Annotated in this window: 15 protein-coding genes; 4 read left to right on the forward strand and 11 right to left on the reverse strand. The window is 45.3% G+C overall.

The features are described from left to right. Positions 1–50: 50 nt before the first annotated feature. Complete coding sequence (locus DVY93_RS03340; protein ID WP_193004644.1) at positions 51–602, reverse strand: protein disulfide oxidoreductase; 552 nt, start codon at positions 600–602, stop codon at positions 51–53. Positions 603–703: 101 nt separating this feature from the next. After that, positions 704–2,341 carry a carbon-nitrogen hydrolase family protein gene (locus DVY93_RS03345; RefSeq protein WP_193004643.1) on the reverse strand — a complete coding sequence of 546 codons (1,638 nt, stop codon included), beginning with the start codon at positions 2,339–2,341 and terminating at the stop codon, positions 704–706. A 237-nt stretch (positions 2,342–2,578) separates the two neighbouring features. Here DVY93_RS03345 and DVY93_RS12440 point away from each other — a divergent pair, with 237 nt between their 5' ends. Beyond that, complete coding sequence (locus tag DVY93_RS12440) at positions 2,579–2,680, forward strand: hypothetical protein (protein WP_330165957.1); 102 nt, start codon at positions 2,579–2,581, stop codon at positions 2,678–2,680. A 137-nt stretch (positions 2,681–2,817) separates the two neighbouring features. On the opposite strand, the gene DVY93_RS03355 is transcribed toward DVY93_RS12440, so the two are convergent. After that, a complete protein-coding gene (locus DVY93_RS03355; protein ID WP_230709093.1) occupies positions 2,818–4,260 on the reverse strand; it encodes an FAD-binding oxidoreductase in 1,443 nt (480 codons plus the stop codon). Positions 4,261–4,632: 372 nt separating this feature from the next. On the opposite strand from DVY93_RS03355, the gene serA reads away from it, so the two are divergent. Beyond that, on the forward strand, positions 4,633–5,859 hold the full coding sequence (gene serA, locus DVY93_RS03360) for a phosphoglycerate dehydrogenase (RefSeq protein WP_193004641.1): 1,227 nt from the start codon (positions 4,633–4,635) through the stop codon (positions 5,857–5,859). Positions 5,860–5,974: 115 nt separating this feature from the next. Here the strand turns inward: serA and trhO are convergent, their stop codons facing one another. The 4 genes from trhO to metX all read right to left on the reverse strand — a co-directional run bounded on the left by trhO (position 5,975) and on the right by metX (position 10,279). Beyond that, positions 5,975–7,048 (reverse strand): oxygen-dependent tRNA uridine(34) hydroxylase TrhO, encoded by a 1,074-nt coding sequence (gene trhO, locus DVY93_RS03365; RefSeq protein ID WP_230709095.1) that lies wholly within the window; start codon positions 7,046–7,048, stop codon positions 5,975–5,977. A gap of 240 nt (positions 7,049–7,288) precedes the next feature. Next, positions 7,289–7,870, reverse strand: a complete 582-nt coding sequence (locus tag DVY93_RS03370; protein ID WP_198334163.1) for a tetratricopeptide repeat protein — start codon at positions 7,868–7,870, stop codon at positions 7,289–7,291. A 400-nt stretch (positions 7,871–8,270) separates the two neighbouring features. Beyond that, complete coding sequence (metW, locus tag DVY93_RS03375; RefSeq protein ID WP_193004638.1) at positions 8,271–8,888, reverse strand: methionine biosynthesis protein MetW; 618 nt, start codon at positions 8,886–8,888, stop codon at positions 8,271–8,273. Next, positions 8,885–10,279: a homoserine O-acetyltransferase MetX gene (metX, locus tag DVY93_RS03380; protein ID WP_319020822.1), complete on the reverse strand. Its 1,395-nt coding sequence runs from the start codon at positions 10,277–10,279 to the stop codon at positions 8,885–8,887. Before metX ends, metW begins: the two co-directional genes overlap by 4 nt. A 467-nt stretch (positions 10,280–10,746) precedes the next feature. Here metX and hemH point away from each other — a divergent pair, with 467 nt between their 5' ends. Further along, positions 10,747–11,766 carry a ferrochelatase gene (gene hemH / locus DVY93_RS03385; RefSeq protein WP_230709097.1) on the forward strand — a complete coding sequence of 340 codons (1,020 nt, stop codon included), beginning with the start codon at positions 10,747–10,749 and terminating at the stop codon, positions 11,764–11,766. A gap of 111 nt (positions 11,767–11,877) precedes the next feature. On the opposite strand, the gene DVY93_RS03390 is transcribed toward hemH, so the two are convergent. From DVY93_RS03390 to DVY93_RS03405, 4 genes are all read right to left on the reverse strand, one after another. Next, positions 11,878–12,240 carry a hypothetical protein gene (locus DVY93_RS03390; protein WP_198334160.1) on the reverse strand — a complete coding sequence of 121 codons (363 nt, stop codon included), beginning with the start codon at positions 12,238–12,240 and terminating at the stop codon, positions 11,878–11,880. A gap of 450 nt (positions 12,241–12,690) precedes the next feature. Then, the gene (locus DVY93_RS03395) at positions 12,691–13,203 is read right to left on the reverse strand and encodes a hypothetical protein (RefSeq protein ID WP_230709099.1); all 513 of its coding nucleotides are present in this window, start codon (positions 13,201–13,203) and stop codon (positions 12,691–12,693) included. Between the two features lie 461 nt (positions 13,204–13,664). Next, positions 13,665–16,631 (reverse strand): DNA polymerase I, encoded by a 2,967-nt coding sequence (gene polA, locus DVY93_RS03400; protein ID WP_230709255.1) that lies wholly within the window; start codon positions 16,629–16,631, stop codon positions 13,665–13,667. Positions 16,632–16,827: 196 nt separating this feature from the next. Then, a complete protein-coding gene (locus DVY93_RS03405) occupies positions 16,828–17,241 on the reverse strand; it encodes an Ohr family peroxiredoxin (protein ID WP_230709101.1) in 414 nt (137 codons plus the stop codon). 318 nt (positions 17,242–17,559) lie between these two features. Here DVY93_RS03405 and DVY93_RS03410 point away from each other — a divergent pair, with 318 nt between their 5' ends. Continuing rightward, positions 17,560–19,155 carry a peptide chain release factor 3 gene (locus DVY93_RS03410; protein WP_193004632.1) on the forward strand — a complete coding sequence of 532 codons (1,596 nt, stop codon included), beginning with the start codon at positions 17,560–17,562 and terminating at the stop codon, positions 19,153–19,155. The last annotated feature ends 121 nt before the right edge of the window (positions 19,156–19,276 follow it).

The raw sequence follows: 19,276 nt of genomic DNA on the forward strand, positions 1-19,276 counted from the left end.
TGTGACCTTGTTGAGGGTTTATTTATAACCGCCAAAAAATTGGTTAAACGTTAAAAAATGGACGACAACCACAATCGTAACTTCAATGACCACAGGGGCTGAATCCCTGTCAAACCTTGTGCCATCTCACCCTCTTTTAAAATGACGTAGGACGGCGTCACTTGCCCTTGCCAGTCAGCAAAGACACGGCCCTCTTGGTCGTTTACTGTGGTAAAACGATAGTTGTTTTCAGTAAGGTAGCGATGGAGTTCTTGGTCGGAACCGGATTTGATCGCAATAGTGACGATGGGATAATGGTTTTGTGCCGCAAGTTTGTCTATCGTGGGAGAGGTAACACGACAAATGGGACACCACGTCCCCCAAAAATATACCAGCGTTGGTTGCTCGCGACTCAGCGCTGCTAAATCAACCGGTTGTCCTTGATAGTCTGTTAACTGTAGCTGCGGGTTGGCTGGCATGACCGGTTGGCGCCACCAATTAAACGCCGTATAAATCACCGCGAATACCAGACCGTATAATAGTATGGTTCTACAGACAGACCACGCCTTTTGTGTTGGTGTTTTTTTAGGTTTGTCTTTTTTCTTTTTGATATCAGTCATCATGGCTGCTTTTTTATGTCGAGTTGACTATAGATAAAAATAAACGGCTGAGTGATCAGCCGTGTTATCAATACGATTTATGATAGATGTCTTATCTTAACCGATTAGGGTTTTTTGGCGCGGTTTTGTAACGGATCACCGGTCAGTACGCTGCCTGAGTTTTCACGGCGCTCTTCATCAGTTAATTTGCTCGCTGGAATTTTGGCTTTTCGCTTCCATTTTAAGCTAAACAAATCATCACGGCGATCAAGTAAATTATGTACCGAGCCTTCGTTACGGACGTGGGTAAGCTTATCTAAATTCACGTCTGAGAAGAAGATCATTTCAGTATTGGGGGTCGTTTCTGCCATAATCGCATCATGGGGGAAGGCAAAGTCTGATGGTGAGAAAACAGACGACTGTGCGTACTGAATGTCCAAGCTCTCAACTTGCGGTAAGTTACCCACTGAGCCGCAAATCATGACATAGCATTCGTTTTCAATCGCCCGTGCTTGTGCACAGTGGCGCACTCGCAGATAACCGTTTTTGGTATCTGTCCAAAAAGGGACGAACAAAATATCCATGTCATCAAGCGCGAGTAGGCGGGCAAGCTCTGGGAATTCAACATCATAGCAGACCAAGATACCAATACGTCCAGCATCCGTATCGAATACTTTGACCTCATCACCGCCTTCGATGACCCAAGCGCTACGCTCGTGCGGCGTGATATGAATTTTGCGTTGTTCTTCAACCGTACCATCGCGGCGACACAGATAACTCACATTGTACAAAGTATCGTCTTCATCGAGTAATGGCATGGAACCAGTGATCACGTTGACGTTATAGCTGACTGCTAAATGCGAAATCTCATTTTTGAACCATTCGGTATAACCTGCCAAAAATCGAATAGCGATGTTTTGATCCGTCGATTCACACAAACCCATTAATGGCGCGTTAAAGAATTCTGGTAAGCAAGCAAAATCTGAGTTGTAGTCTGCCATCACATCGACAAAAAACTCGACTTGTTGTAATAATTCCTCAGGTGATTCGACCTCACGCATTTGCCATTGAATACCACCAATACGCACTTCAGACTTACGCGTACTAGGCTTGTAATCTTGTGGCTCATAATAAATATTTGCCCACTCAAGTAAAGTCGCAAACCCTTTGGATTGTTTGTCATCGGGCAAATAAGCGGTCAAGATGCGCTTGACGATAAAGCCGTTCGATAATTGAAACGACAGCGCAGGATCATGTATTTCCCGAGCTGCCACGGCGTCAATATATTCGCCAGGGGTGAGGTCTTGGTGGTTATGGTAATTAGGAATGCGGCCACCTGCCAAAATAGCGCGGAAGTTAAGCTGGCGACAAAGCTCTTTACGGGCATCATAAAGCCTACGACCTAGGCGATAACCGCGATATTCAGGGTCAATCAAGGCGTCCAACCCATAGATAGCATCACCCTCTGGATTGTCTCTGATAATTTCTTTTTGTCCAATCAGATCATCGTAGGTATGCGGGTTTGAAAACTTAGCATAATCCACACGCATGGATAGGACGATACCAATCAGTTGATCGTGATCAAATAATGCAATCTGGCCTTCAGGGAAAGCATCAATTAAGGCGTGAATGGTGTTCTTTGACCACGCACCGCCTAAGTTTACATAGACACGGTCCATCAGTGCTTTTAATTGCGGATAGTCTTTTTTCTTGATTTCAGCGATCGTAAGATGAAAATCATCTAATTTTTCTATTTTACTCATAATTTTCCTGTTGTGGGACTCTACTGGACTGGTTTTGGTGGTATCAAGTATATGTGTGGGGCGGTACTCAAGTTGGCAAGGCTGTGTCTTTAGCCCCCTTTGTTTTGTTCGATATCATAACAAGCTGCCTGATCAATGACAGTCTAACGTGGTAACTATTTGCTACGTTTTTGTGAGTTAACACCTTTTGTTTATTCGGATATCACAGGTGTCTTATGTTATGGCAGTGGTCACTTTTTGCAATGTATCGAAGGTGAGAAAGCGCACGTCTTGGCATTACTTAAAGTGCGCTGGGCAACCTGTGTCGTCATATTGCCGCACCGCATCAAGCCTTTTTAATCGTCCAAGGCTTTTTAAGTGCCCTACTTATTGCGGCCTTGGTACTGCTGTATTTATAAGCTCAAACGTGTAAAAAAAGACGCTAACTTTTGCAGTTTAGCGTCTTTTTTATGTCAGGCTCATGAGAAGACGGTCAGTTAAATATCAAAAATCTTACCCCGATTCATAATGTTGTTTGGGTCAAAGACTTTTTTAATGTCACGTAAGTAGTCTATTTCAGTCTCGCTGCGGCTATAGTGTAGATACGGCTTTTTAGTCATACCCACCCCGTGCTCAGCAGACACAGAACCGCCATATTTTTGTACCGTCTCAAACACATACTTATTGACGATCTGACATTCGCTAAAGAAGTCGTCTTTACTCATGTTTTCAGGCTTTAAGATGTTTAGGTGCAAGTTACCATCACCGATATGGCCAAACCAGCAGACTTCAAAGTCAGGATAGTTACTGCTGACGATGTGATCAATCTCAGTGATAAATTCAGGCACATAGCTGATGAGTACAGACACATCGTTTTTGTAAGGGGTGAATACTGAGATGGTCTCAGAGATGTATTCGCGCAGTTTCCAGAGCTCCTCAGCTTGTGCGAGGCTTTGGCTCATCACCCCATCGACGACCCAGCCTTGCTCCATGCAGTGCTCAAATATGGCCATGGCTTTATCCATGATCGGCTCGTATGGCGCTTCAAACTCTAGCAGCGTATAAAACTTGGTACGTGATTCAAATGGCTCTTGGACTTGACCGTGGGCCATGAGTTTATCAATCGCGACATCATCAAAGAATTCAAACGCGGTCAAATCAATCTGCGCTTGAAACGCCGATAGGACATTCATCACATCGTTAAAGCTGTCCATGCCAAGTACCATGACGTTTAAGTCTTGCGGCTGACGTTCCAGCTTGATTTGGGCATGGGTGACTAGCCCTAGCGTGCCTTCGCTACCGATAAACAATTGGCGCAAGTCATAACCGGTGGCATTTTTGACCATACCGCGATTAAGCTGCAAGATATCGCCACGACCGGTGACGACGGTGAGTCCCATGATCCATTGACGGGTCATACCGTAGCGAATAACTTTGATACCGCCTGCATTGGTGCCGATATTGCCACCCATTTGACTGGAGCCGGCTGAGGCAAAGTCAACGGGGTAGTACAGATCTTTTGATTCGGCGAATTGTTGTAATTGCTCAGTGACCACGCCTGCTTCAATCTCAACCATGCGATCGGCAGGATAAAACTGGCCGATCCGGTTCATTTTATCCATGCTGACGACTATCTCGCCATTGGCCGCGACGGCGCCTGCAGACAGACCAGTACGACCGCCACTTGGGGTTAGAACGACATTGTGCTCATTGGCAAGGAGGACGATGGCTTGTACTTGCTCGGTGGTCTTTGGAAAGACGATGGCAGCAGCGGCTGGCGCAAAGTGTTTGGTCCAGTCTTTGCCCCAATGTTCTAAGCTCTCAAGGTCAGTTTTGATTTGGGCGGGGTCAAACTGATGGGTGTCGAGTAGAGTGTTTAAAACAATTTGGACAGCAGCGGTATTGGTTTCAGAAGGGCTTTGGCTAGATAAAGAAGTCATGGTCAAATCTCAGTAATAACGGAAGCGCGATGCATGAAAGGGAATATTATATCGCTAAATGTCTCTAACGAAACACATATAACGATGTTTACATAATTGTGTGGGTATAACTGCACATTCGTTCGCGAGCAACTATAGAATGACACGATTGAGTGTCCATAGTTGAGCGTCAGTAGGAAAAAGCAATGCAATCAATGTTGAACAAAATAATTCACTATAGCATAAAAAGTTTTCAGGCTTGATAATCAATAATTCATCTAATCTGCTAACATCAGCGCCCGATTTTGTGTAAGATATCTAGACTGTTTTCGTTTCATTCATCATAGATTATCCCTTAGATAATTTTATAAGCAATTATAGGACAGTTCTCATATGGCGTTATCACTACAAAAAGACAAAATCCGGTTTTTATTGCTCGAAGGCCTGCATGACAATGCGTTAAAAGTACTAGAAGGAGCTGGTTATCATAATATTGAGAATATCAGTCACGCCTTAGATAAAGATGAGCTGATCGAAAAAATTAAAGATGCGCATTTTATCGGCATTCGCTCGCGTACGCAGCTGACACGTGACGTCCTTGAGCACGCACACAAGCTGATCGGTATTGGCTGCTTTTGTATCGGTACCAACCAAGTAGACTTAGACGCGGCTCGTGATCTAGGTATCCCAGTCTTTAACGCGCCATTCTCTAACACCCGTTCAGTGGCTGAGCTGGTATTGGCTGAAGCCATCATGCTATACCGCGGTATCCCTGAAAAAAATGCAACCGTCCATCGCGGCGGCTGGGGCAAGTCTGCGACCAACTCACATGAAGTGCGTGGTAAAACCATCGGTATCGTCGGTTATGGCTCTATTGGCTCGCAGTTGTCTGTGTTGGCAGAAAGTTTTGGTATGAAAGTCATCTATCATGACGCCGTGACCAAACTGCCACTGGGCAATGCCGTACAAGTAGGCAGCTTAGAGGAGCTGCTATCAACGGCTGATATCGTGACGTTGCACGTCCCTGATGTGCCAAGCACGCGTTACATGATGAAAGCGGAGCAGTTCGCGCAAATGAAAGAGGGCAGCTACTTTATCAATGCCGCTCGCGGTACGTGTGTCGAGATCGACGATCTGGCGGCGGCACTTGAGTCTGGAAAGATATTGGGCGCGGCAATTGACGTGTTCCCAAAAGAGCCAAAATCAGCTGATGAAGAGTTTGAATCACCACTGCGTAAGTTTGATAATGTCATCTTGACGCCGCATATCGGTGGCTCAACGCAAGAAGCGCAGGCCAATATTGGTCTAGAAGTAGCTGATAAGTTTGTCAGATATTCTGATCAAGGCGATACCGCGACTGCTGTCAACTTCCCAGAGGTTTCTGTTCCGTTTAAAGAAAACTCGCATCGTCTGCTCCATATTCATAAAAACGTACCGGGCGTATTGTCACAGATCAACCGCCTGTTTGCTGAAGCAGGGATTAACATCCTCGCACAGAGCCTAATGACAGAAGGCGATGTCGGTTATTTGGTCATGGATGTCGACTACAATGACTCAACAGCCGCGCTAGATCAATTAAAAGACGTAGAAGAAACGATCCGCGTGCGTATTTTATTCTAATAACAGCGCTGATTGCCTGAATCTACAACTCCTCATGAAAAACTGGTATTAAAAAAGAGATGCTCTATGCTCTATGTACTAGGGCATCTCTTTTTTTATGGCATCAGGCGATAGCCTAGTCAGCTTTGATATGATTGGCCGCTTCTGCTTGCAGGCGGGCTTCAATTTTAGCTGCTTTGCGTTTTTCTATTACATCGATGACGTCGCTACCAATGTGGGCTTCGCCACGTTTTTTGGCTAACTGCATTTGATGCTCACGCTCACGGAACCGGGCTTTTTGCTCATCGGTGGCTTTATCGATACAGTGCGGGCATGACTCGCCTTTAACATAGGCAAGGCTTTGCATGTCATTGGCAGTGATGGGCATACGGCAGGCAAAACATTGCTCATAGCTGCCTTTTTCTAAGTTATGATTGACCGAAACGCGATTATCAAAGACAAAGCAGTCGCCTTGCCACATAGAGTCACTGGCCGGGACTTCTTCTAGATACTTTAAGATACCGCCTTCTAAATGATAGACCTCTTCAAACCCTTGCTCACGCATATAAGCGGTGGACTTTTCACAGCGGATACCGCCCGTACAGAACATCGCAACTTTTTTATGCTTAGTTGGGTCGAGCTCTTTTGCCACATATTCTGGAAACTCGCGGAAAGTTTCCGTATTGGGGTTGACGGCATTTTGGAACGTACCGATTTTTACCTCATAGTCGTTTCGCGTATCAATGAGAATAACGTCTGGATCTGAGATTAGCGCATTCCACTCACTAGGCTTCACATAACGACCGACTGACTGTAATGGGTCGATGTTTTCTACGCCCATAGTCACGATTTCTTTTTTGAGCTTGACCTTGGTGCGATAAAAAGGCTGGGCGTCGGTATAAGACTCTTTAAAGGTAAAGCTGCCAATGGCTTCGATGCTACGTAGATACTCAAGGACATTATCAATACCTTGACGTGTGCCAGAAATCGTACCGTTAATGCCCTCGCTTGCGATTAACAAGGTGCCTTTGACCTCGTTATCGAGCATAGTGTTTAAAATTGGCTCGCGGTATTGCTCAAAATCAGCAAAGCGCGTGAATTTATAAAGGGCGGCCACAACGATATTATTAGTGACGCTATCGTAGGCGGGGGCTGACTTATCATCAGTTACAGTGGTATTTTGGATATTGCTATCTTGGGTCGTGCTCATGTCTTTCTCCTGCTGGCTAGGTCGCAAACCTAGTGCAATACGTTAAGTTTTTTGAAGTGATAAAACATTGGTGCAATTGTGGAATTGGCCAATGCGCGCGTAGTGTAGCAAATTTTTAGAATATGTTGGCGATTTTATTAAAATATTCTATAGGCATCAAAGCATTTGAAGGAACGCTAAAAAACGAAAAAGCCCAGTAAAATACTGAGCTTTTTTATATTCTTGGCGTAAGATTTGAGTTTACTTACTTTGGAACCAAGTATCCGCTTGGTTGCGGGCGCTCGCGATATCTGCACTTGATAAGTTCAATGCCAACTGACCGATTTTGCCGCGGGCTTTGTTGCGCACTTTTTCATCGAGCATACCATCACGGGCAGCCAAGTCGTACCATTTATACGCATCGACAAGATTTTTTTGCTTTTCGTCTAACAACGCAAGCGTATAGCTAGCACGGTTATCGCCACGCATGGCGGCTTTCTCTAACCAAACACGGGCTTGTTGCAAGTTTGGTTGGACACCTTCACCGCGCAAGTACATGATGGCAAGGTTCAATTGAGCAGGAGCGACGCCTTGGTTTGCTGCTTTGGTGTACCACTGTATCGCTTGTTGCGTGTTTTGGGCAACCCCTTCACCTTTTTGCAAACGCTTGGCTAGGTAAAACTGAGCATGGTCATTACCTTGAGCCGCACGATTAGATAGCTCGCTAATAGGCATCAGCTCAAAGCGTGACGTGTCCAGTGGTACGTTTGATATTAACTCAGCGTTGGCAATACCGGCACAAGAAAATAAGGCAGTAAACAACGCAGCTTTTAATAATTTCATAGCAGCTCCAAAATTAGGCAGTTAATAAGCAAAAGAAAAAGTTGTACCGTCAAATCCGTTTAGACGGTGATAACAATTAGGTGAAATCTTGCTTTAGCAACTTACCTAATTATTAGCAATATCATTCATCATTGTAGTGTGACAACGCATAAAGTCATGGCAGACGGTCTTCATTCAACCGATAAACGGCCAAAAACACGGTGCGATTGACACTATTTTGCTAGCTTAACACCCAAACTTACGAAACTCAAATACTAATTACACGATTTAATTCCTATTTGTACTTCATTGTCCTCAATAAAATCATAGAGTTACTTAAGCGCAATAAAGGATTAATACCGTGTTAAGGTTAAAAATTGTCCTTATGGAGCCGCTGCATGTCCATTAATAAACCCTTGGATTATTTTGGCTGTTGTTTGGTGACACGGTAAATCGCCACATCGGCCAACAGATTGGGAGCTTGTCGTATCAATGACTTCATCAGAGTCGTGTGACCTTTCTCAGAGTCACTGACCGCAAAGCGGTTGATGATATGAATATCGTGCTTGGCACATAGCTGCTCAAAATCTTTAAAGGTACACAGATGAATGTTTGGGGTGTTATACCATTCATAAGGCAGTGCTTCTGAGACGGGCATGAGACCTTTTAGTCCCAAGTGTAGGCGGTTTTGCCAGTGAGCAAAGTTAGGAAAGGTAATGACGGCCTCGCGAGCCACCCGCAGCATATCAAGCAATAATACATCTGGTGATTTTACCGCTTGTAGTGCACGGGCCATAACGACAGTGTCAAAGCTGTTATCAGCGAAACGTGCTAAACCATCATTGAGATCTTGCTCAATAATAGATAGACCCTTGGCAATGCCGTCATTGATTTTTTCTTCATCAATCTCTAGCCCATACCCCGTCACACCGCGGTTTTGTTGCAAGTGCGCGAGCAGCTCACCATTACCGCAGCCCAAGTCAAGCACGTGTGAGTGCGGGGCAATCCAACGCTCAGCCAACTGATGGTCCATTCTCATGAGCGCGCTCCTGTTTTCTGATGATTGTTGCCGCGGCTGTTTTTCGGTAGGCTACCTGTTATAAATGGCGCGGTTAAAAAGCCTTTGACGGCGCCCATATAACGCGGAATATCAAATAAGAATGAGTCATGACCGTGCGGTGCATCGACATTAATGTAGTTGACCGGCTTACCAGTGGCCATCAGCGCATCGACAATCTCTTGTGAGCGCTCTGGGGCAAAGCGCCAGTCAGTGGTGAATGACACAACCAAATATTGGCACTGGGTGTGGGCAAAGGCGGCTTTAAGTGCGTTAAGCTCTTGCTGACGGTTATTCTCGCCCTCATCTATCGCGGTTACCGTCTCTTCTAGCGCATTTTGAGTGGCTTTTTTGGTGGCCTCGACTGATGCGCCAATTGAGTCCTCAAGTGGGACTAATGGTTCTGTCGATTCTGTTGCCAGTGCTGCTGGATAATCACGCGTCGGATCAAAGTAATCTAGCGCCTTGGTCATTAGCAAATACGTATTGGCATCGAAGTTTTCGCTAAAGCGTTCGCCCTGATAGCGTAGATAGCTTTCGACTTGGAACTCGACATCGTAGCCATACATAAACTTGCCGGATTTTAAATCACGGCCGAATTTGGCTTTCATGGCGTCATCGGTCAAATAGGTGATATGTCCGACCATGCGCGCTAGGATCAGGCCACGACGAGGATAAGTGCCTGCTTGTAAGTAGCGTCCGTCTTTGAAGTCAGGATCAGAGAGAATGGACTGACGCGCGACTTCATTGAAGGCGATATTTTGTGCGGACAGCTTGGGGGTACTGGCAATCACCACACAGCGCTTGAGCCTATCTGGGTAATCAACCGACCATTGTAGCGCTTGCATCCCGCCCATTGAGCCACCAACGATGGCGTGCCAAATATCAATGCCTAGGCGGTCTGACAGCATGGCTTGGGTTTTTACCCAGTCTTTAATGGTAACCAAAGGGAAATCAGGCCCATAAACTTGAGCTTCGTTATGATCACTTGTATGTGGTTTGTCTAAATGATGCTCGTCTGAGCTGACGCGGTCTGGATTGATCGTTGTGGGGCCTGTGGAGCCAAAACAGCTACCGATATTGTTGACACACACCACATAGAATTGATTGGTGTCGATGGCTTTATTTGGGCCAATCATGTTGTCCCACCAGCCAGCTTTTTTGTCATCGGCACTATGAAAACCTGCCGCATGATGGCTGCCTGACAGCGCATGACAAATAAGTATGGCATTCGACTTATCGTGGTTTAGCGTGCCATAAGTTTCGACGATCAAGTCAAACGAGGGCAGGGTACGATTGCACTCTAAGGTTAATGGCTCAGGGAAGTGAAAAATTTCGGGCGTGACGACTCCAACTGAGCCAACAGTGTTCACTTGGCTAGTCAAATCAGCTTCATCTTTTGGGAGCTGGTCACTGGTATTATCAGGGCGTGCGTTCAAAGCTACCTCGCAAGACAACAATCATCAATAAAATAAAATGGCAATATGTCGATAGGCTGTGTTGCCGACATTGTTTTTACCTACGTTTTTTACCTACACTTTGTTTACTACAACGCGCTTGCCTATTGTATGGTGATGCGCATATGAGTACAACCTTCGAGGGACATCTTTTGAGCCGAGTTTTTATCGTGACTGTATAATAGATAGATAATGGTGGGTGATAGAGAATAGTGATCGAGTATCATACGATATAAGTGAACTTTTCTCATGCGTTGTTAAGGGATAAAATGCTACACTAATCGGGCGTTCATTCAATAATGACTTAACAATCTTTTATCTGCTAATCTTTGACATGATCCCATGTTTTTCTCTAATTAACCTACTTCTAAAACAGTGCTGCTATGAAACCTGAACTGCCACCCCGTATCGCCGTCCTATTAGTTAACCTTGGTACACCTGATGAGCCGACCGCGCCTGCGGTGCGTCGTTACCTAAAACAGTTTTTGTCAGACCCACGGGTGATTGAAATCCCAAAGTTCTTGTGGGCGATTATTCTAAACCTGTTTGTCTTGCCCAGTCGCCCTAAACGCGTGGCAAAGGCTTATGCCAGCATTTGGGAGGGGGACTCGCCGATTCGTAAGATACTAAAGCGCCAAGTTGAGTTGTTAGCGCCGCGTTTGGCGGATAGTGCGGGCCCCTTTCGTGTCTCTGTACATCCAGCGATGAGCTATGGTAATCCTGGACTGCCTGAGGTGATGGATACGTTGCGCGGTGAAGGGGTTGACCATTTCGTCATCTTGCCTTTGTTCCCGCAGTATTCGGCTTCTTCAGGTGGGGCGGTATATGATGCGCTTACTAAGTGGACGCTAAAACAACGCAACTTGCCAAACTATACGATTGTTAAAGATTACTTTGCCCACCCGCTGTACATTCAAGCACTGGCCGATTCGGTACGTCGTTTTCAAGCAGAGCATGGCAAGCCTGATAAGCTCATGTTTAGCTTTCATGGTATCCCGCAACCTTATGCGGATAAAGGGGATCCATACCCTAGTCGTTGCAAATGTACGGCCGCACAAGTGGCGCACGCGCTTGGTTTGCAAGAAGATGAGTGGATTATTAGCTTTCAATCACGCTTTGGCAAACAAGAGTGGGTCAAGCCCTATACCGATGTGGTGCTAGAGGATTGGGGTAAATCAGGGGTACGTTCGGTACAAGTCATCAGTCCTGCATTTTCAGCGGATTGCCTCGAGACGTTAGAAGAGCTGGCGATTGAAAACCGTGATAACTTTTTAAATGCGGGCGGGCAAGAGTATCATTATATTCCAGCACTAAACCTTGATGAGGCTCACATTGATTTGCTCGAAGCCCTAAGTGTGCCCTTAGTACAAGGCTGGGCGGGAACGTTAGAAGGCTGGGCGTAAATAGTTACGTTTTTTATCGTATCAAAAGCCCCTTTAACAGCAGTAAAGGGGCTTTTATGTTGCAAATAAGGCACACACGCCTAAACCCAAAAAATGGTTTAAGTGGCTTTATTAAAAATCATCATCATTACTACGTTCTGCCGCCTCTTTATCCGCGATGTCTACCACATCTGGATAGTCACTGTCATCAAGGTTGTCTTGAACCAACACCTCATCAACACGTGCTTCATCGATATTCTGACGATGTATGGGCGTCAAACCTTGAGTTGCATCCGTGCCGACTTCTGAATTATCAAAACCTGCCCTGTTATCAATCACGTCGTCATCATCAGTTGTATGTAGCATAGGGTTGTCTAAATCGACTAACTGGTTGTCTTGGTTATCTAGAGTGACATCGTTATTGTCATTGTTGCGACGGGCATTGCCATCAATTTGATCCATCTCTTTTGGTAGTGGGGTTTTTGAGTTGTCCATAATGGGTTCCTTACTATCGATGGTTATTATTGGTTTTGTTTATCAAGATTTGTTTATCAAGAATAGTGTGACGCGTTATATTGACCACTCATAGTAGTATGCTGTCACAGCATGTTCAAAAAATGTAAGACAGCCCGAACAATAACTCAAGAAGACCCGATAGAGCATAGAGAGGAGAGACAGTAATTTTATCAATAGAGCGGCAGCGCAAGCGATGAGCGTGTGAGGACAAGTAACAACGGCCACTCATATTGAGTAGCTGTCATGGAAACTTATAAGATGATAATGAGTTTTTGAGGGGTGTAATGACATCATGTTAAAGGCTTAGTTGGCACCAATCTGGTATTGACCAAATGCATCGAGGCGTTGGACACAACTTTTGCCAGTGTCTGTAAGAGGGTCGCAAAAGTGTTACTGTGATGTCGGAGGACGTTATGGTTTGCTTACGCTCTAGGGTTGATCACTATATGATTGGCCGCTATAAGCGCTTAAGTGCAATCGCCATAAATAAACCAAAGCGATAGTGTAGATCACCGTTTCAGCCAGCTCTTCGACGATACCGCCAATAGTGTGAGGGAACATAATCGCATTTTCTCCCATATATTGTATTACCGCCAATGCCGTGACACTGAGATAAAGAGAAACAGGAACGCGCTTCAATACCGCATAAAGATAATGCCTTGAGTAAGCCAGCAAGCCAAGCGCAACGAGGTAAATAACGGTCAAAATGCTATCTTCCCACCAGTCATAAGATTGGCTGAGAAATGAGAAGTCACTGGGAACAAATAAATCTGGTAGGTAGTTCAATTCGCGGCGTATCACAGTAAAAAATATCAGTGCCGCAGCCAACCAAAAAGCCCGTGTTTGTTTAAGATGGCTCTGCCAAAGATATTGCGCGCAACGTAGCAAACAGGCGAACAAAAGCAAGTTGCCAGGGATTTCAATGATGCCATCTGAAGCCAAAATAGGAAACTCCTAGTTTTTGAAAAATAAAAAAGTGAGCGCAAAGGCTCACCGTAGATCGAAAATTATCCAATGACATACTATTTAATAGACGGCTATTATAACGCCAAATTTGTTGTGGTCAGTTAGTTATATTAACCAACTGGTCATAAGGAAAGGTTAAGCTGGACAGCACAACGTGTTTAACCATAAGTATGATGATTAACTATAGGCAGTACAAAATAAAATTGATACGTTAATAGCGACATGCGACTGGTATCAATTTTCCTTGCTTGCTGCTAATACAGAGGCTGCGAAAAATGCATTCCAGTCGCCTTATATCGTTCTTAAAGTGAATCGACTGTACTCTCCAAACTGTTATGTTAGTGCGCATTAGCACTGGTGAGTTGGCTTTATTTGCGCTTTTTTTGAGCACTTAAAAAACCCACTCATTTTATATCTCAGCCAATTGAAATCAGCGATTAATGCGCCTCATCCCAGTTTTGCCCACTATCAGTCTCAACGAGTAACGGCACGGCAAAGTCTACACTCCAACCTTTATCTACCGCTGTCGTGGTCAAGACATCTTGCATCGCATCGGTAATCAACTGGCTAATCTCATCCACTTTATCCGCATCGACTTCAAACACCAATTCGTCATGCACCTGTAGCAGCATTTTGGCCTGATCTTTTGGTAATACTTTATCAACGGCAATCATGGCAAGTTTAATCAAATCAGCGGCAGAGCCTTGTAGCGGTGCATTGATAGCAGCACGCTCAGCGCCCTGTTTGACCATACGATTGCTGTGAGTGATATCGGGCGTGTAGAGCTTGCGACCCAATATCGTCTCGACATAGCCTTGCTCATAAGCGCTGGTACGCGTGTTGATCATATAGTTCTTGACGCCTGGATAACGCTCAAAGTACATATCGATATAATCTTGCGCTTCACCGCGACTCATTTGAATCTGCTTGGCAAGGCCAAAGGCGCTCATACCATAGAGCAGTCCAAAGTTAATGGCTTTGGCATTACGGCGCTCGGTTGGTGTCACGTCTGAGACATCCTTTCCAAGCACTTCGGCCGCGGTGGCCGCGTGAATATCCAGCCCTTCGTTAAAGGCACGAGTCAGGTTGCTATCGCCTGAAAAATGCGCCATCAAACGCAGTTCAATTTGTGAGTAATCCGCGGCCAAGATCACGCGACCTTCTGGTGCGATAAAGGCTTGGCGAATCAGTCGACCTGTGGCCGTACGGATCGGAATGTTTTGCAAGTTAGGGTCTGTAGAAGACAGCCTGCCTGTGCTGGTCAACGCTTGATGATAACTGGTATGGACACGATCAGTCTTAGCATCTGCCACATTATCCAGCGCATCGGTGTATGTGCTTTTTAGCTTAGAGAGACTGCGATACTCAAGAACGATTTCAACCAATGGATGGTCAATCTTTGACAAGACCGCCTCACCTGTTGAGTATTGTCCAGACTTGGTTTTTTTACCACCAGGGACGCCCAGTTTGTCAAACAGCATCTCACCAAGCTGTTTCGGGGAACCTAAGTTAAATGCTTCGCCAGCGACTTCATACGCGCGTTTTTCTAGCGCAATGATTTCTTCGTCAAAACGTTTGGACAGCTCGTTCAAAAATGAGCGTTTGATTAGGATACCGTGCGCTTCCATTTGACAAAGTATTTGGGCCGTTGGAATCTCTAGCTCATGGAGTAATTTGGCATTATTGGCGTCATTAGCAAGCTCGACGCTAAACACGTCAAACAGTTGATAAGTGATATCGGCATCTTCACAAGCGTAGTCACTGGCGATATCAATGGCGACTTGATCAAAGGTGACTTGTTTCGCCCCTTTGCCAGCGACATCTTCATAGCTGATGGTTTGCGTTTGCAGATAGTGCCGTGCCAGATCGTCCATACCATGACGAGTGACAGCCGCATTAATCACATAGCTGGCGAGCATGGTATCCATTGCCCAGTTATTTGGCTGCTCATGGATGGCACCGATAAGGTCGATACCGTAGTGGGCGAGGATATGGGCATCGTATTTTAGATGTTGACCGATTTTACCAATGCTTGGGTTTTCTAAAATAGGCTTTAAGCGTGCCAATACCATGTCGCGGTCAAGTTGCTTGGCTGTCAGCTCATCGCCTTCTAAGCTGTGCGTTAGCGGTACATAATAAGCTTCATGGGCTTGTACGGCAAAAGATAGACCGACGATTTGTGCCTCGCGCCAGTGAACGCTGGTCGTCTCGGTATCAATGACGAAGTGCGGCGCAGATTCTAATAATTTGACCAAATTATCAAATGCCGGCTCATCTAAAACAGTGTGCCATGCTTTGTCATGATGTTTACTGTCTTTGATATTGTCGATCTTGGTTGATTGTAGCGATTTGGCGATTTGCGCTTGGGATTCGGCATCCGCTTGGCTATCAGCGACACTTTGCGAGCCGTTTCCATTAGCATTGGCGGGATGGTTGGGATGATCAAGCGATGCCAGCTCATTTCTAAACTCAAGCTCACCATACAGCTCGCGCAACTCATTTATGTGGGCACAAGGGTCTGTATTGATTTTTAAGTCATTCCAGTCTTGACCGATCTCCAAATCCGTGACGATAGTGGCCAGCTTTGCATTGAACGGAATATCGTCTGCGTGCTCAATCAGACCTTTGGCTCCGCGGCCTTTAATAAAGCCAATATGCTTTAACATATTGTCAATGGTGCCGTACTCAATAAGCAGGTCTTTCGCGGTTTTTTTACCGATACCAGGCACGCCTTTGATACCGTCAGAGGCATCACCCATTAAAGTTAAAAAATCAATCATTTGATTTGGGTTGATGCCGAACTTATCAATGACCGCTTGGGTGTCCGTCACTTTACCGGTAAAGCTGTCTTCTAGTATCACGCAGTCATTGACCAGCTGCATCATGTCTTTATCGCCCGTGGAGATGACCACGTGATGACCTTGTTCAACCGCACGGTGGGCCAGTGTGCCGATAATGTCATCGGCTTCTGCGCCTTCGATGCGTAACAGCGGAATGCCTAACGCCGTCACTAAACGATGAATGTAAGGAATCTGTTCTACCAACTCTACATCGATGGGTGGACGAGCTGCCTTATAATCAGCAGACATATGATGGCGAAAAGTCGGCGACTTAGTATCAAAACACACGGCCATATGGGTTGGATGATAACGACGCATCAATTTTAGCAGCGCGTTGAGGGTGCCACGAATGGCATTGGTTACCAGCCCTTGCGAGTTTTGCATGGTTTTTGGTAAAGCGTGATAAGTACGAAATAGATAATAAGAGCCATCAACCAAAATAAAAGGCGGTTGGTCTTTGTCGACGTGACTGGTGTCCATGGTCGCGACATTGGGCATGGTGTCAAAGTTTGGTAGGGCTTTGGGGTCGAGTGCCTGGTGGGAGTTGTGATTACTGTCGCTCATATTATCGCTCATAAAAGTCACTTAGTATCTGTTAGATAAAATATGTGCTTATTATAACGCTAAAATCAGCGCGTGCCGAACTGCTTAACCGTTACGAGATATTCTAGGGTTTTCCAAAATCTAAAATAAAAAAGAATCCAGCGCTGACTGGATTCTTTTATACGAAACCTTTTCTGTAAAGATAAGCCCTAACTGCTTATTTTACTTCTGAGGTGACTTCTACATCGATATTGCCACGGGTCGCTTTTGAATAGGGACAAACTTGGTGGGCTTTTTCGACCAGTTTTTGAATGTCGTCCGCTGATAGATCAGTGCTATCAGCAATGACGTGAATTTTTACGGAAAGTTTGTACTCATGATTGTCACCTTGTAACAAATCAACAGAAGTTTCAGTCGTTGAACCGAAGCTTGCGCTTTCCATTTTTTTGACCACACCCAAGGCGCTATCAAAACAAGCCCCGTAACCCATAGCAAGTAACTGCTCAGGATTATTGCCCTTCTGGTTGCCGCCTGGCGGTGCCATGTTTATTTCAAGATCACTATCGCTTAGCGTTGCTGTACCCATGCGACCGCCAGTAACCTTAGATTTAGTAGAATATAATGTTTTCATAACACATCCTTTATTTTAATATTTTGAATTTTTATATTTAAGCGGTAAATTTTAATATGGGATTTAGCATAACAAACTAGTGAAGTTCCTATATAGGTCAGTCGTAAACATATACTGTGTATTTGTAAGTACGAGGCCAAACACCCTGTCATAAATTGCCACCAAAAAGGCGACTGACACGCTGTGTTTGACGATTAGGGCGGGTTTTTTTATACGCTTATTCTGCACCATTCTGCTAAATCCGCTACAATACGCTCATTATTTATTCTATTTATTTAGATTGATTTCTAAATGACACAACCGTTGAAGCCGAAAACTATGAGCGTAGATCCAAAAAAGTTAGCCAAAGAAGTTGCCAAACGCCGTACCTTTGCCATCATCTCGCATCCCGATGCAGGTAAGACTACCATGACTGAAAAGTTACTGTTATGGGGGCAGGCGATTCAGGTGGTTGGTGAAGTCAAAGGCCGCAAAACAGATCGTCATGCCACCTCAGATTGGATGAGTATGGAGCAAGAGCGTGGTATCTCGATTACTACCTCTGTCATGCAGTTTCCTTATCAAGACCACATCGTCAACTTACTAGACACACCCGGTCACGCCGACTTTAGTGAAGATACCTATCGTACCTTGACCGCTGTGGATAGCGCGCTGATGATGGTGGACGGTGCCAAGGGTGTCGAAGAACGTACCATCAAATTGATGGAAGTTTGCCGGATGCGTGATACGCCGATTATCTCATTCGTCAATAAGCTCGATCGTCAGATTCGTGAGCCGCTAGAGCTACTTAGTGAAATCGAAGCGGTGCTAAAAATTAAATGTATTCCTGTGACTTGGCCTATTGGCATGGGACAAGATTTTATCGGCGTGTACCATTTGACCGAAAATAAGACTTACTTTTATCAAAAAGGTCATGGCGGTAAGATGACGGTGGCTGAGACCCGTGAAGGCTATGATTATCCTGATATACGTGAGCGTCTAGGAACGTTGATGTTTGATGCCTTTGAGGAGTCACTTGAGCTGGTACAAATGGCGTTAGAAGAGTTCAGTGTTGAGGCGTTTTTAGCGGGTGAGATGACGCCTGTATTGTTTGGCACAGCACTCGGCAATTTCGGTGTCAATATGGTACTTGATACGTTAGTGAAGTATGCGCCGCCGCCAAAATCCCATCCCACGCAAGAGCGTGAAGTGGCAGCAACGGAGACAGATTTTAGTGGATTTGTCTTTAAGATTCAGGCAAATATGGATCCGCGTCACCGTGACCGCATTGCTTTTTTACGCGTCTGCTCAGGCAAGTACGAGAAAGGCATGAAAATGAAGCATGTGCGTTTGGGTAAAGACGTGCGCATTGCCGATGCATTGACCTTCCTCGCTGGTGACCGTGAAGCGTTAGAAGAGGCGTACCCGGGTGATATTATTGGGCTTCATAACCATGGGACGATTTCTATCGGTGACAGTTTCACCGAAGGCGAGGAGTTGAACTTTACCGGTATTCCGCACTTTGCCCCAGAATTGTTCCGCCGTGTGGTGCTAAAAGATCCGCTGAAATCAAAAGCGCTGCAAAAAGGTCTACAGCAGTTAAGTGAAGAGGGTGCAACACAGGTGTTTATGCCGCAGATTAACAACGATTTAATCTTGGGTGCGGTGGGTGTACTACAGTTTGAGGTGGTCGCGCATCGTCTCAAAGAAGAGTACAAGGTACAATGTATCTTTGAGCCGGTCTCGATTGCCACGGTACGCTGGATTCACTGTGATGATGAAGTGGCACTGGCTAAGTTTAAGAAAAAAGCCCACGACCAGCTGTCGCTAGATGGTGGTGGTTATTTAACCTATCTTGCGCCATCGCGGGTTAATTTGCAGCTGATGCAAGATCGTTATCCAGAAGTAACCTTTAGTAGTACGCGTGAGCACTAATATCCGTAAATATAATGTATAGCCATCTCTTAAGACACGCCAGCCGTGTCTTTTTTATTAGCTATTATTTATCTATTGAATGAGGCTAGGGGTGTGCTCAGTAGGAATAGCACCTCAAAAA

The organism is Psychrobacter sp. CCUG 69069 (assembly GCF_021023115.1).
Lineage (GTDB): Bacteria > Pseudomonadota > Gammaproteobacteria > Pseudomonadales > Moraxellaceae > Psychrobacter > Psychrobacter namhaensis.

Coding starts and splice junctions, on each gene's coding strand:
- DVY93_RS03340 (WP_193004644.1), bottom strand. CDS start 602: ATGATGACTGATATCAAAAAGAAAAAAGACAAACCTAAAAAAACACCA.
- DVY93_RS03345 (WP_193004643.1), bottom strand. CDS start 2,341: ATGAGTAAAATAGAAAAATTAGATGATTTTCATCTTACGATCGCTGAA.
- DVY93_RS03355 (WP_230709093.1), bottom strand. CDS start 4,260: ATGACTTCTTTATCTAGCCAAAGCCCTTCTGAAACCAATACCGCTGCT.
- serA (WP_193004641.1), top strand. CDS start 4,633: ATGGCGTTATCACTACAAAAAGACAAAATCCGGTTTTTATTGCTCGAA.
- trhO (WP_230709095.1), bottom strand. CDS start 7,048: ATGAGCACGACCCAAGATAGCAATATCCAAAATACCACTGTAACTGAT.
- DVY93_RS03370 (WP_198334163.1), bottom strand. CDS start 7,870: ATGAAATTATTAAAAGCTGCGTTGTTTACTGCCTTATTTTCTTGTGCC.
- metW (WP_193004638.1), bottom strand. CDS start 8,888: ATGAGAATGGACCATCAGTTGGCTGAGCGTTGGATTGCCCCGCACTCA.
- hemH (WP_230709097.1), top strand. CDS start 10,747: ATGAAACCTGAACTGCCACCCCGTATCGCCGTCCTATTAGTTAACCTT.
- DVY93_RS03390 (WP_198334160.1), bottom strand. CDS start 12,240: ATGGACAACTCAAAAACCCCACTACCAAAAGAGATGGATCAAATTGAT.
- polA (WP_230709255.1), bottom strand. CDS start 16,631: ATGAGCGACAGTAATCACAACTCCCACCAGGCACTCGACCCCAAAGCC.
- DVY93_RS03405 (WP_230709101.1), bottom strand. CDS start 17,241: ATGAAAACATTATATTCTACTAAATCTAAGGTTACTGGCGGTCGCATG.
- DVY93_RS03410 (WP_193004632.1), top strand. CDS start 17,560: ATGAGCGTAGATCCAAAAAAGTTAGCCAAAGAAGTTGCCAAACGCCGT.